Here is a 13,497-nt window from a genome sequence, read left to right as displayed (position 1 = left end):
AATATATGAGCATAGATTATTGTTTTGACCGTCAGCACATCTGGCATCCCTACACTTCCATGAGCCACACCCTACCCGTTTATGGGGTCAAAGCCGCCGAGGGCGTACGCCTGACGCTGGAGGATGGTCGTGAGCTTATCGACGGCACCAGCTCCTGGTGGGCCTGCGTTCATGGTTACAGCCACCCGGCAATTCTCGGCGCCATGGAAGAGCAACTCAAACGCCTGAGTCATGTGATGTTCGGAGGGATCACCCATGAGAGCGCCATCGAACTGTGTCGCCAGCTCATCAATATCACCCCGGAGCCGCTGACCAAGGTGTTTCTGGCTGACTCAGGCTCCATTGCGGTGGAAGTGGCGCTGAAAATGGCGCTGCAGTACTGGCAAGGACAAAACAAGACTGAGAAAAACCGCATCATGACGGTCAAGCAGGGCTACCATGGCGACACGTTCGCCGCCATGAGCGTCTGCGACCCGGAGGGCGGCATGCACACCATGTTTGGTGACAATGTGGCCCGGCAACTGTTTGCCCCGGCGCCGAGCACACCCTTTGGTGAAGCCGCTAAAGCAGATGACATCGCCGGACTCGAGGCCATGCTGGCCGAGCACGGCACGCAAACCGCCGCGCTGATCCTCGAGCCCATAATGCAAGGTGCCGGTGGCATGTGGTTTTACAGCGCCGACTATCTCAAGGCGGCAAGAGCCCTGTGCGACAAGTACGATGTGCTGCTGATCCTGGATGAAATCGCCACAGGTTTTGGCCGCACAGGTAAGCTGTTTGCCTGCGAACATGCCGACATAGCACCGGACATCATGTGTGTCGGCAAGGCGCTCACCGGCGGCTATATCAGTCTGGCGGCGACGCTGTGCAGCGATAAAGTGGCGGCGGGCATAGACAACTCCCCTGCCGGCGTATTTATGCATGGGCCAACCTTTATGGCCAATCCTCTGGCCTGTAGCGCCGCCCGCGCCAGCCTGGCCCTGCTGGCAAGCGGTGAGTGGCAAGCTCAGGTCAAGGCCATTGAAACTCAGCTTAAACAGGAACTGGCACCAGCAGCGGCCCTGCCGGGAGTCAAAGCGGTACGGGTGCTTGGCGCCGTTGGCGTACTGGAGATGCACAGACAGGTCAATACCGCGGCGCTGCAGGCCGAATTTGTTGCCCGCGGCGTGTGGATCCGCCCCTTTGGCAAACTCATCTATATCATGCCGCCCTATGGTATCAGCGCAGAAGAGCTGAGCAGCCTGAGCCGGGCTATGCTGGAAGTAGCAGCGCTGACGAGCAAGCAAAATCAAGATGACAGCGCCTTCGTCAGCCACGGCTGAGCCTAGAACACCTCAACTCTACTCAGGACAGCAAAAAAAGCGGCTCAAATGAGCCGCTTTGTCTTGAGGTAAACCAAGCCTTGCAGGGAATGTTTACTCAATAAAACCCTTTTAGAACTTATGGTACTTATCGATACCAAAGGTTCTGCCGGTGTCATGGCAAGTCGCACAGGATTCGGCACTTGGCTGCTTGAACCACTCAACAGCCGGGATATCCACGCTGATATCACCGCCGTTTTGGCTCATATGCGCCTTGGCCGAATCACTGGTGTGGCAGGCATAACAGTTTGCGGTGACCGGGCTGGTCATCTTGCTGCCGGGCTCCAGAATATACTGGTTGGGCACAGCGGCCAGCGACAGGCCATCCTGGTGACAGGCTACACAACTGCTGGCCGGTGCAATCGCTGCGGCGCCGTTGGCTTTTCCTGTCTGACTCCAGTTACCATCGGCATCCTGAGCCACTTCACCGACGGTAGCCCCCTTACCCCAGTGCCAGCTGTGGATCATGGGACCGAAGCCGGCACCATAATCGGCGCTGGTGCGGGCCATTCCGTTGCCGTGACAAGCGATACAACCCTTACCACCGTTATCGAACTCACCGTTCTTGTGGAAGGCAGTCACATCGTTATGGCAGGTGATACAGCTGCTGTCAGCCACCACCTGACGCCGATCAAAGCCGGAGATCTTGCTGCCATCGGCCGGACTGATCACATCTGAGTAAGCTGTGAAGGAGACCCCCATGGAGCCGTCATAACCATTGGCACGAATGCGATCACCTGTCTGACCACGTACCTTGCCATCATAGTACTGCCAACCTTCGCTGGAGAAAGTCACCCGCGCCGAGAACATATAACCGGCATTCTCATAACCTGCGGCTATGTTGGCCGCCGCATAACACACAGTGCGGGTACCATCGGCATTGTCCGTCTTGGTTTCTGAGTTACGGGCGCCCGGGCGGCCCACCAAGCCATGGTTGTCATAGGCATGCAAGTATGCGCCGGCATAGACTATCGGCTTGGCGGCAACATAACCTGCGGTGGCATAATCGGCATTATAGTTGTTGCCGATATTGACCAGATTACCCTCTTTATCCTTGACACTGATGGTAGAACACCAACCACCGGCACCATCGGATTCAGGGGTAGAAAGCGCCACTGTGTAACCAAGGCGCAGCGCTTGCAACTTGGTGATCCCGGCTTTCTGTTCATGCAGTTCACGGAAGTCCAGACCATTTGAAGGCACCATGTCTCCGGCCGGTGTCCCTTCTTTACCATGACAATCGATACAACCAGGGCCGGTAAAGTTACTGTTGATGGGCGCATCAGTATGGCAACTGCTGCAGTTGAGCACGCTGAAATCCTTGCTGAACTCCCTGTGATTGATGTGACCTATCTTGGACAAGGTATTGGTGGCATAGCCACCGATGGAGAATCCTTCATCATTGGTCGCTGCGCGACTGACTGAGCCGTGACAGACCAAGCAACCTGCCACAAAATCCACTTCACCGTCCATGCCTTCAGCCACGTAGCTGGCGTGACGACGAGGACTGAGTGAATAATCCACGTGACAGGCATAACAGGCTTCTGTTGTGGTACTGAATTGACCTTCCGGCTTATTGACGACCAACGCCTTTGAACGGGCAATGGCATCATTACCGCCGACACGCAGCCAAACAATGCCTTCAGTGGCGGCATTAACACCTGCCATTGGGGCTTCAAAAATATAATGACCATCATCTACTTGAGTCAGCGTTGCACCTTCTGTTGCCTGAGTTACTGCACCGCCGATATGAACATTGTCCTCAACCCCATTAATAGGATTTTCATCCCGATTGAGAATAAAACCTTTAGCAGTCAAAGCAGCCACTTTTGCCTGAACATCTGTCAGTTCATTAATTAAGTCGCCATTTTCATCTGTTACTTCAAATTCGTAGCTAACCTTACCCTCGCCCAAAGTGTAATTAATCACTTTAACTTGGGTTTCGACCGATTGGGTCACTGGAGGATTCGTCCCCGGTTTCCCAGGTTCTCCGGGGGTTCCCGGTTCGCCTGGCGCTCCATCACGGCCATCTTCACCATCACTGCAACCGGCCAACAGTATCGCCATCACCATCAGCGCAACTCTTTTCTTTTTAAGTATGGTCATCTTTCTCTCCTGTCTGAGCAAAGGAATACCGCTTGCTCACTCTTTATTTTTAAGAGGAACAATCCGACTCCCGAAACTCAAACGAAAGTTATAATAATGATTAACGGGTCTATTCTGACCCGAGCAGATAATATGACTAAAAATAAAACAAAAGAGTGAGCAAAGACACAAGATGTGACTATGAAACATTTTAATACGATTGCAATTATTAAAATAAACTTAAAAATATTAATAGGTGAATTACTGGCTTTATTAAAGAAATATATCAACTCGGAATTTCTTTAATCATACTCATCTTATACCGATATATTGCAATTTATGAAATCAGATATTTTAATTTACTTGCAAAAGTTATTTTTAATTTCTTTGAAATTGACTGGCCATTCGTTGAATGGAGTTAAGACTTACGCCATGTTTGTTTCGCTTGGCACATTCACGCTGGTGAATTTTGCTGCGCACATCACCAATCTGTTGAATATGCACCCGGTAATTCAAGGCCTTTGCTGCCGCCTGATAGGCCGCGAACTCCCACAGTGCCATGTTGGTATTGTCGCAGATAACCACAGGCACGCCAGATGCCAACGCCTCGATGAAGCGGCTCAGGTTGAGCTGATGAAATTCCGGCAAACGGGCAATGTCGAAGCAGTAGCGGTTATTTTGGTAAAAGAAGCTGTCGGTTGAACACAGGCCTCTCTCAGTGACATTCTGGGCAATCCTCGCTGGTAGTTCCTGGATAAACTGCCGAACCCAGTAAGATTTGCCGCTGCCCGGCAGACCGCGCATAATGATCGCCAAGCGCCTGTTGCCATCAATAGCCCCGGGGTCAATAACCCCCTTAATCTCTTGGATATTACCCGCGCTTGAAATACCGACAGGCGGCTCAAGCAGGCTGGCACCTGTTTTGGGCTCAGGCATCAGTTCTGGCCGGTTTGATTGCAGATAGACTGACCGGCAAGGATACGCTCCACCAGTGCCGGTACCATCTCACTGGCCTTGCCTTGCAGGTGAATTTGAAACTGGCTGTGTCTGTCTGCCGGCATCAGATTGACCTCGACGGTAAGCGCACCATGATGATTGGCGCTGTCGACAAAACCGGCAGCGGGATAGACAGTGCCTGAAGTGCCAATGGCAATAAAGAGATCGCAGTGATCCAAAGCATCGTGAATTCTATCCATTCCCAGGGGCATTTCACCGAACCAAACCACATGAGGCCGCAAACGCTGCGCCGGAATACAGCAGGTGCAGGTATTCTCCGGCCCGAAGGGTTCGTGCAGGGTAAAGGTTTGCCGCGAGCGCGGACAACGCCCCTTGGAAAGTTCACCGTGCATATGCAGCAAGCGCCTGGAACCGGCTCTCTCGTGCAGATCGTCTATGTTTTGGGTGACAATAAGCAGTTCCCCCTCAAACTCCTGCTCAAGGCGAGAGAGCGCCGTATGGGCGGCGTTGGGTTCTATATTGCCCGCATGCAATTGTTGCCAGCGGCCATTGTAGAAGCGCTCGACCAATTCAGGGTCACGCTCATAGCCTTCAGGAGTCGCCACATCTTCAATATGATGCTCTTCCCACAGGCCATCTTGATCCCTGAAGGTACGTAATCCGGACTCGGCAGAGATCCCGGCGCCGGTTAAAACCACGATTCGACGATGCATCTAGTGTCCTTTTTGTTTTTCTGTCATCCTGCCAACGATAACCAAACACTGCAATTATGCCTTGGTATAACCATACAAAAAGTATGCTTAAATTGCTTGTTTTTATTCAAATTTATGCCGATTATAGTCAAGTTACCCCACAGAAGTACCAAAAGCCGGATCAGAGGTTTAAGTTTTAGAACAGTACACATATAATGGGGTCTATTATCCACGGACGAACCTATGTGTAATACCAAGGGTTCTGCAATCAAGAGATTAGCCATGACAGATGGAAATCAAGCGCTGAAGAAAGCGGGTTTGAAAATCACCCTGCCACGAGTCAAAATCCTGGAGCTGATGCAAGAACCGGAGAACCAGCATATCAGTGCCGAAGATTTATATAAGAAATTGCTGGATATCGGCGAAGAGATAGGTCTGGCTACCGTTTATCGGGTACTGAACCAGTTTGATGATGCCGGCATTGTCAGCCGTCACCACTTCGAAAGCGGCAAAGCCGTGTTTGAACTCTCCACCCAACATCATCATGATCACCTGGTATGCCTGAGCTGTGGCAAAGTGATCGAGTTTTCCGATGATCTTATCGAGCGTCGTCAGCATGAAATCGCCATGCGTCACAATATCAAGCTCACCAATCACAGCCTCTACCTCTATGGCGTCTGCACCAACGACAAGTGCGATCACGGCCAAGAGTGATAATTAAAAAAACCAGCGCCAAGCGCTGGTTTTTTATTGCCGGTAACCTTGGAGTTACCAGTTTAAAGCCAGAGGCTCGCCCTTCTTCCTTGGGCAGGCATGGCTGAAAAGTGTTGGATCCGCATAGCAAAGAAAACGGTTATTGGCGAAAAGCCTGAACAACCAGTCCCCCTCTTCGGCAAACTGCGCCGGTGGGGTCAAATTCCCTACGTGCTTGGGCTCCAAACCGGCAAACTGCATCAGTTTGTCGGCGTCCTGTTCACTGATCAACTGTGGATCCGCCGGTAATTTACCGCTGCCGGCAGAAAAACCATTGTGGACAAAGTACTGCTTCATCTTTATCTCCATTCCCTGTCGTTGGTGCATTCTGAGTGACTTAGTTGTATATCACTCCCGTATCCGTTCAAGAGCCTTACCGGCTCCGGTGCTCAGCGGTGAAAATCACCTGAGCGCTCCGGTTGATAGATAATCTCTTCAATCCGCACTTTCACTGTGCCACCACCCGGGCCCGGCCATTCAATTTCATCACCCTGGGCCAAGCCCAACAAGGCGCCGCCAACCGGAGCCAGAATTGAAATTTTACCGGCACTGCCATCGGCATCTTTTGGGTAAACCAGACGCAAGGTGAACTCTTCATTGGAGGAAGACATACGAAAACGAACTTCAGAGTTCATGGTCACCACATTGTCCGGCATCTCCTTGGATGGCCTGATTTCCGCCCGCTCCAGCTCAGCCTCAAGCGCTTGATGGCCGGGAAAGGCATTGGCCGGCAATGAATCCAGTAAACGCTCCAGGCGCTCCAGATCCACTTCAGAAATTACGATATTAGGTTGTGTACTCACAGCAATCCTCTACTTTTCAGAAAAGCCGCCTGAGCGGCCCCACATCGGGTCATCCCTTCCCCCATTGAGGGTTGACACCAATACCCAATCGCTGAAAATCGCCTGACAGGCGTTTCAGACTCATTCAGCTTGAATCAACTATCTCGAGGTCTTTCGCCCCCGAATTGCACTTCAGCGCCGCATCGGGCGAACCAATACGGCGCTGAAGTCTGTGTTAACACTGCATCAAACCCTCTGGGTTTATCCGGATACCCGCGCCAGTGGCTGCTCTGGCGCAACCCATTACCCGGCTCCTGATAACAACAAACCCACAACCCAGAGAAAGATGATTGATAACAATTTGAATTTTTTAATTTTTTAGCGCATTAATGCACCAAGACTCCCCGAAGGGATAGCCTAGCCCCAATCTAACCTTTTCCCAATCAAATATCCAGCCGGGGGCATCTGAGCTTCATCACAGCAGCCAACAAAAAAGGCGCCTTGCGGCGCCTTTTGTGAGCTTAACGACTGTGCTTACCAGCCGGTCTTCTCACGCAGCGCGCTGCCGATTTCGGCCAGCGAGCGTACGGTAGTCACGCCCGCGGCTTCCAGAGCGGCGAACTTGTCAGCGGCTGTCCCCTTACCACCGGCAATGATGGCGCCGGCATGGCCCATACGCTTACCTGCTGGTGCAGTCACACCGGCAATGTAAGAGACCACAGGCTTGGTGACGTTGGCCTTGATGTAAGCCGCCGCTTCTTCTTCGGCGGTACCGCCGATTTCACCTATCATCACTATGGCCTCTGTCTGAGGATCGTTCTGGAACATTTCCAGTACGTCGATGAAGTTGGTACCAGGGATTGGGTCACCACCAATGCCGACACAGGTAGACTGGCCGAAACCTTCGTCAGTAGTCTGCTTAACGGCTTCGTAAGTCAGAGTACCGCTGCGGGAAACGATACCCACCTTACCCGGCTTGTGGATGTGACCCGGCATGATGCCTATTTTACATTCGCCGGGGGTGATAACACCCGGGCAGTTAGGGCCAATCATGCGCACGCCGGTTTCTTCCAGCTTCACTTTTACCTGCAGCATATCCAGAGTTGGGATACCTTCGGTGATACATACGATCAGCTCGATACCGCCATCTATGGCTTCCAGGATAGCGTCTTTACAGAAAGGCGCAGGTACATAGATAACAGATGCAGTGGCGCCGGTAGCGGCAACAGCGTCTTTCACAGTGTTGAATACTGGCAAGCCTAAGTGAGTGGTACCGCCTTTACCTGGAGACACACCGCCGACCATCTGAGTACCATAGGCAATCGCCTGCTCAGAATGGAAAGTACCCTGACCGCCGGTAAAACCCTGGCAGATAACCTTGGTATCTTTGTTGATTAAAACAGACATTATTTGCCCTCCGCAGCTTTAACTACTTGCTGAGCAGCGTCGGTCAGACTTGTCGCAGCAATGATATCCAAACCTGATTCGGCCAGAACTTTAGAGCCCAGCTCGGCGTTGGTACCTTCCAGACGCACAACCACAGGCACTTTCACACCGACTTCTTTCACTGCACCGATAATACCTTCGGCGATCATGTCACAACGTACGATACCACCGAAGATGTTCACCAGAACGGCCTTCACATTGCTGTCAGACAGAATGATCTTGAAGGCTTCGGCAACACGTTCTTTGGTCGCGCCGCCACCTACGTCGAGGAAGTTGGCTGGCTTGCCACCGTGCAGGTTAACGATATCCATGGTACCCATGGCCAGACCGGCACCGTTGACCATGCAACCTACGTTACCGTCCAGAGCCACATAGTTCAGTTCGAACTTGGCGGCGTGGGCTTCACGTGGGTCATCCTGTGAAGGATCGTGCATGTCTTTGATCTTTGGCTGACGGAACAGAGCGTTACCATCTACGCCAATCTTGCCGTCCAGACAGTGCAGGTTGCCTTCGGTGGTGATCACCAGAGGGTTGATCTCCAGCAGGGCAAAGTCATGCTCCAGGAACATGGTCGCCAGACCCATAAAGATCTTGGTGAACTGCTTGATTTGAGTTGGGTTCAGACCCAGCTTGAAGCCAAGGTCACGCGCCTGGTAAGGCTGAGGACCTGTGATAGGGTCGATAATGGCTTTGTGGATCAGCTCAGGGGTCTCTTCGGCCACCTTTTCGATTTCCACACCACCTTCGGTAGAAGCCATAAACACGACGCGGCGAGTGCCACGGTCGACAACGGCACCCAGATAGAGTTCGTTGGCGATATCAGTGCAGCTTTCAACCAGGATCTTGGCAACCGGCTGACCTTTTTCATCAGTCTGATAAGTGACCAGATTCTTGCCCAGCCAATGTTCGGCAAAGGCTCTGATCTCTTCTTTGTCGCCAGTAACTTTAACGCCACCTGCCTTACCGCGGCCGCCAGCGTGCACCTGGCACTTGACTACCCACATGTTTCCGCCAATGCGACCGGCTGCTTCAACAGCTTCCTGAGCTGTGTCACAAGCATAGCCTTCTGACACTGGTAAACCATATTCGGCAAATAGGGCTTTTGCCTGATACTCATGCAAATTCATGATGATCTATCCGTATACTACGTTTTAAATCCAACCGGCCCCGAGGGGCCAGTCACGAGGTTATTGTCTGGCGGCGCTTACAAGTCCAGCAGCAGACGAGTTGGGTCTTCCAGCAGATCCTTAATGGTTACCAGGAAGCCAACTGACTCACGACCATCAATGATGCGATGGTCATATGAGAGAGCAAGGTACATCATGGGCAGGATTTCCACCTGACCATTGACTGCCATTGGGCGGTCCTTGATGGCATGCATGCCAAGGATTGCGCTTTGTGGCAGGTTAAGAATAGGCGTCGACATCAAGGAGCCAAACACTCCGCCGTTAGTCACAGTGAAGTTACCACCTGTCATATCTTCCACTGTCAGCTTGCCGTCACGGCCCTTGATAGCCAGTTCGCGAACCGCTTTTTCAATATCGGCCAGGCTCATGGTATCTGTGTCGCGCAGCACAGGCGTTACCAGGCCGCGAGGCGTTGAAACGGCGATGCTGACATCGAAGTAGTTGTGGTACAGGATGTCGCTGCCATCGATAGAAGCGTTGACTTCTGGATAACGCTTCAGCGCTTCGGTTACGGCTTTCACATAGAAAGACATAAAGCCAAGACGGATGCCGTGTTTCTTCTCAAAGACTTCCTGATACTTCTTGCGGATGTCCATGATAGGCTTCATGTTGACCTCGTTGAAGGTGGTCAGCATGGCGGTGGAGTTCTTGGCTTCCAGCAGACGAGTGGCGATAGTCTTGCGAAGACGCGTCATAGGTACGCGCTTCTCGCTGCGATCGCCCGCCAGGGTCACAGGTGCTGTGGCAGCAGCTGCAGCTGGCTTGGCAGAGCCTGACTTAACGAAGGCTTCCACATCTTCTTTGGTGATACGGCCACCCACACCTGTGCCCTTGATTTTAGCGGCATCCAGATTGTGTTCGGCTATCAGGCGGCGTACTGATGGGCTCAGGGCATCGTTGCCTTCTGCCGCGGCTTCTTCAGCCTTTGGCGCAGCGGCTTCAGCCTGCTCTTTGCTCACTTCCTGGCCGGCAACCGCGCCGGCGACGAAGTTGGCGATAACCTGCTCTGCCAGGACGGTATCCCCTTCCTGGAACAGCAGTTCGCTGATCTGGCCATCTTCGGGTGCTACAACTTCCAACACCACTTTATCTGTTTCAATATCAACCAGGTTCTGATCACGGGAAACCGGCTCACCAGGCTTAACGTGCCAAGTGGCGATAGTCGCGTCGGCAACAGATTCGGGCAGTACAGGTACCTTGATTTCGATACTCATGGAAAGCTTTCCTTTTTGTATAAATTTCTATTACTTCAGTTTTAATGCGCTAGTGATCAGTGATTCCTGCTGATGCGTATGCAACTCAGGGTAGCCACAGGCCGGCGCTGCAGAGGCGTCACGGCCAGCGTAGCTGAGCTGGGCACCTTTGGGAATGGCTGCCCAGAAGTGATGCTGGCTGCAATACCAGGCACCTTGGTTCTGAGGCTCTTCCTGACACCAAACAAAGTCGGTCACATGCTGATAGTCTTTCAGTGCTGTTGCCATCTCTTCGTGTGGGAAGGGATACAACTGCTCGACCCGCACCAAAGCGACGTTATCGATATTCTCTTTACGGCGACGTTCCAGCAGCTCGTAGTAAACCTTACCGCTACAGAACACCACGCGATCGACCTTGGCGGCATCCAATGTATCGATTTCACCGATAACGTTCTGGAATTGACCATTGGCCAGCTCATCCATGGAAGACACTGCCAGCGGGTGACGCAGCAGCGACTTGGGAGACATTACCACCAGCGGACGACGCATTGGACGCACCACCTGACGACGCAGCATGTGGTAGACCTGAGCCGGAGTCGAAGGCACACACACCTGCATATTGTGGTTGGCACACAGCTGCAGGAAGCGCTCCAGACGAGCACTGGAGTGCTCCGGACCCTGACCTTCATAGCCGTGAGGCAGTAACATGGTCAAACCGCACAGACGGCCCCACTTCTGCTCACCGGATGACAGGAACTGGTCAATAACCACCTGGGCACAGTTGGCAAAGTCACCGAACTGGGCTTCCCAGATAGTCAGGCCGCCTGGCTCAGCAGTGGCATAACCGTACTCGAACGCCAGCACTGAGGCTTCAGACAACACAGAGTCAGTGATGTCGATAGGGCCCTGCTCTTCGGCCACATGGCGCAGCGGCAGGTAAGTAGTGGCATCGTTCTGGTTGTGCAGCACGGCGTGGCGATGGAAGAAGGTACCACGACCCGAGTCCTGGCCGGTGATCCTGACTCTTTGCTTGTCTTCGAGGATGCTGGCATAGGCCAGAGTCTCGGCAAAGCCCCAGTCCATCAGCTTCTCGCCTTTGGCCATAGCGACGCGGTCGTTATATATCTTGGCCACGCGGGAGTGCAGCTTATGGCTCTCCGGCACATAACTTATCTTGTCGGCCAGATTCTGCAGACGTTCGCGGGTCATACCGGATTCAAAAGACTCATCCCACTCGCGGTTGAGATAAGGAGTCCAGTCCACAGTGTGCAGCGTCATTGGACGCCACTCTTTGACCACACAATCCCCTTGATCCAGCGCGTCACGATAGCTGTTGATCATGGCGGTGACATCGTCGGCCGCAATGCTGTTTTCGGCAATCAACTTGTCGGCGTAGATCTTACGTGGCGTTGGGTGCTTCTTGATCTTGGCGTACATCAGTGGCTGAGTCGCGCTTGGCTCATCGGCCTCGTTGTGACCATGGCGACGGTAGCACACCAGGTCGATAACGACGTCACGCTTAAAGGTGTTGCGATAATCCACCGCCAGCTGAGATACGAAAGCCACAGCTTCTGGATCGTCAGAGTTGACGTGGAAAATCGGCGCCTGCACCATCTTGGCGATATCGGTACAGTATTCGGTTGAGCGCACATCCTGGTGGTTGGAGGTGGTAAAGCCCACCTGGTTGTTCACCACAATGCGGATAGAGCCGCCGACTTTAAAGCCACGGGTCTGAGACATATTGAATGTCTCCTGCACTATGCCCTGTCCGGCAATGGCCGAGTCACCATGGATGGTGATAGGCATGACCTGCAGGCCATCTTCGCTGCCGCGACGATCCAGTCTGGCGCGTACCGAACCCATTACTACCGGGTTAACGATTTCCAGGTGTGAAGGGTTAAACGCCAAAGCCAGGTGGACATTGCCACCGGGCGTTTCAAAATCGGAAGAGAAGCCCTGATGGTACTTAACGTCCCCTGAACCCAGCGTCTCATGATGCTTGCCGGCAAACTCGTCAAAGAGTTCGGCAGGACGCTTGCCCAGAATGTTAACCAGAACGTTAAGACGGCCACGGTGAGCCATACCCACGACTATCTCTTTGGTACCCGCTTCACCGGCGCGATAGATAATTTCGCGCATCATAGGCACCAGCGAGTCGCCCCCTTCGAGGGAGAAGCGCTTGGCGCCGGGGAACTTGGCACCCAAATATTTTTCCATGCCTTCGGCGGCATTCAATCCTTCAAGGATCCGGGTCTTGACGGCCTTATCATAGCTGCCCTTACCCAGTGAAGGTTCGAGACGTTGCTGGATCCAACGTTTCTCCTCGGTGTCGGTGATATGCATATATTCGGCGCCGATAGAGCCGCAGTAAGTCGCCTTGAGCGCCTTCACCAGCTCACCCAGTTTCAGGGTGTCACCGCCATAAGCAAAAGAACCTGTGTTGAACTCCCGCTCCATATCCTCGCCGCTCAGGCCGTGGAAAGCCGGATCCAATTCAGCAACTGTGTCGCGCTTCCACAGCTCCAGTGGGTCCAGATTGGCATTCTGGTGGCCACGGAAACGGTAGGCGTTGATCAATTGCAGAACTTTTACCTGCTTGGCGTCCACATCAGGATCGGACACACGGCTGGTACCTTTGCTGCGACCTTCCTGTGCAAGAGAACGAAAATAGTCACGGATCTTGGAGTGAGAAGCTTCGGGTACATCAGCAGAGGCACCGTTCACGGGAGGGAGTTGCTCAAACACCGCACGCCAGTCATCAGATACCGAGGTGGGGTCTTCTTGGTAGGCTTCATACATCTCTTCAACGTAGGTCGAGTTCGCCCCACTCAAGTGAGATGATTCGAGCCAGGCTTTCATGCTGCCTTGGTGCATTTCTTATCCTTTCAAACTTGATACACGTGCTTAGCCATATTTTCCCTGCCTTGGCAGGGTCTCAGCCGCCCCTGGGACATCCGGATGTTACGGCCTTTTGTAGTCCTTTACACACAAAAGAGCCACTTCCTGCCCAGAGAAAGTGACTCCCTACGAGCCTATGTAGT

11 protein-coding genes are annotated in these 13,497 nt (G+C 53.0%); 2 read left to right on the top strand and 9 right to left on the bottom strand.

Translation table 11 applies throughout. The features are described 5' to 3' along the window. Positions 1–5 precede the first annotated feature (5 nt). Complete coding sequence (bioA, locus tag HCX89_RS05940; RefSeq protein ID WP_167715360.1) at positions 6–1,322, top strand: adenosylmethionine--8-amino-7-oxononanoate transaminase; 1,317 nt, start codon at positions 6–8, stop codon at positions 1,320–1,322. A gap of 111 nt (positions 1,323–1,433) precedes the next feature. Here bioA and HCX89_RS05935 read toward each other — a convergent pair whose 3' ends face one another. The 3 genes from HCX89_RS05935 to cobB form a co-directional block, all read right to left on the bottom strand. Next, on the bottom strand, positions 1,434–3,467 hold the full coding sequence (locus HCX89_RS05935; protein ID WP_167715358.1) for a cytochrome c3 family protein: 2,034 nt from the start codon (positions 3,465–3,467) through the stop codon (positions 1,434–1,436). 357 nt (positions 3,468–3,824) lie between these two features. Next, positions 3,825–4,250 carry an AAA family ATPase gene (locus tag HCX89_RS05930; protein ID WP_243880763.1) on the bottom strand — a complete coding sequence of 142 codons (426 nt, stop codon included), beginning with the start codon at positions 4,248–4,250 and terminating at the stop codon, positions 3,825–3,827. Between the two features lie 131 nt (positions 4,251–4,381). Next, positions 4,382–5,116, bottom strand: a complete 735-nt coding sequence (gene cobB / locus HCX89_RS05925; RefSeq protein ID WP_025890087.1) for a Sir2 family NAD+-dependent deacetylase — start codon at positions 5,114–5,116, stop codon at positions 4,382–4,384. A 261-nt stretch (positions 5,117–5,377) separates the two neighbouring features. On the opposite strand from cobB, the gene fur reads away from it, so the two are divergent. Then, positions 5,378–5,809 carry a ferric iron uptake transcriptional regulator gene (fur, locus tag HCX89_RS05920; RefSeq protein ID WP_025011008.1) on the top strand — a complete coding sequence of 144 codons (432 nt, stop codon included), beginning with the start codon at positions 5,378–5,380 and terminating at the stop codon, positions 5,807–5,809. A gap of 54 nt (positions 5,810–5,863) precedes the next feature. Here the strand turns inward: fur and HCX89_RS05915 are convergent, their stop codons facing one another. The 6 genes from HCX89_RS05915 to sucA form a co-directional block, all read right to left on the bottom strand. Further along, the gene (locus tag HCX89_RS05915; RefSeq protein ID WP_025890086.1) at positions 5,864–6,145 is read right to left on the bottom strand and encodes a hypothetical protein; all 282 of its coding nucleotides are present in this window, start codon (positions 6,143–6,145) and stop codon (positions 5,864–5,866) included. A 92-nt stretch (positions 6,146–6,237) separates the two neighbouring features. Beyond that, entirely contained in the window at positions 6,238–6,651 is a 414-nt protein-coding gene (rnk, locus tag HCX89_RS05910) for a nucleoside diphosphate kinase regulator (protein WP_025011010.1), read from the bottom strand. Positions 6,652–7,164: 513 nt separating this feature from the next. Continuing rightward, the gene (gene sucD / locus HCX89_RS05905; RefSeq protein WP_025011011.1) at positions 7,165–8,037 is read right to left on the bottom strand and encodes a succinate--CoA ligase subunit alpha; all 873 of its coding nucleotides are present in this window, start codon (positions 8,035–8,037) and stop codon (positions 7,165–7,167) included. Then, positions 8,037–9,203: an ADP-forming succinate--CoA ligase subunit beta gene (gene sucC, locus HCX89_RS05900; RefSeq protein WP_025888715.1), complete on the bottom strand. Its 1,167-nt coding sequence runs from the start codon at positions 9,201–9,203 to the stop codon at positions 8,037–8,039. Before sucC ends, sucD begins: the two co-directional genes overlap by 1 nt. Before the next feature lie 77 nt (positions 9,204–9,280). Then, positions 9,281–10,477: a 2-oxoglutarate dehydrogenase complex dihydrolipoyllysine-residue succinyltransferase gene (gene odhB, locus HCX89_RS05895; protein WP_025011012.1), complete on the bottom strand. Its 1,197-nt coding sequence runs from the start codon at positions 10,475–10,477 to the stop codon at positions 9,281–9,283. 30 nt (positions 10,478–10,507) lie between these two features. Next, complete coding sequence (sucA, locus tag HCX89_RS05890; protein ID WP_025011013.1) at positions 10,508–13,330, bottom strand: 2-oxoglutarate dehydrogenase E1 component; 2,823 nt, start codon at positions 13,328–13,330, stop codon at positions 10,508–10,510. Between the last annotated feature and the right edge of the window lie 167 nt (positions 13,331–13,497).

This window comes from Shewanella sp. Iso12 (assembly GCF_012030025.1).
Lineage (GTDB): Bacteria > Pseudomonadota > Gammaproteobacteria > Enterobacterales > Shewanellaceae > Shewanella > Shewanella algae.
The sequence above is the reverse complement of the archived record's forward strand: the minus strand, read 5'-3'. Positions and strand labels throughout refer to the sequence as shown.

Bases quoted from the DNA above. Each gene is read 5' to 3' on its own strand.
- odhB (WP_025011012.1), bottom strand. From the start codon at position 10,477: ATGAGTATCGAAATCAAGGTACCTGTACTGCCCGAATCTGTTGCCGAC.
- HCX89_RS05930 (WP_243880763.1), bottom strand. From the start codon at position 4,250: ATGCGCGGTCTGCCGGGCAGCGGCAAATCTTACTGGGTTCGGCAGTTT.
- HCX89_RS05935 (WP_167715358.1), bottom strand. From the start codon at position 3,467: ATGACCATACTTAAAAAGAAAAGAGTTGCGCTGATGGTGATGGCGATA.
- fur (WP_025011008.1), top strand. From the start codon at position 5,378: ATGACAGATGGAAATCAAGCGCTGAAGAAAGCGGGTTTGAAAATCACC.
- HCX89_RS05915 (WP_025890086.1), bottom strand. From the start codon at position 6,145: ATGAAGCAGTACTTTGTCCACAATGGTTTTTCTGCCGGCAGCGGTAAA.
- bioA (WP_167715360.1), top strand. From the start codon at position 6: ATGAGCATAGATTATTGTTTTGACCGTCAGCACATCTGGCATCCCTAC.
- cobB (WP_025890087.1), bottom strand. From the start codon at position 5,116: ATGCATCGTCGAATCGTGGTTTTAACCGGCGCCGGGATCTCTGCCGAG.
- sucC (WP_025888715.1), bottom strand. From the start codon at position 9,203: ATGAATTTGCATGAGTATCAGGCAAAAGCCCTATTTGCCGAATATGGT.
- sucA (WP_025011013.1), bottom strand. From the start codon at position 13,330: ATGCACCAAGGCAGCATGAAAGCCTGGCTCGAATCATCTCACTTGAGT.
- sucD (WP_025011011.1), bottom strand. From the start codon at position 8,037: ATGTCTGTTTTAATCAACAAAGATACCAAGGTTATCTGCCAGGGTTTT.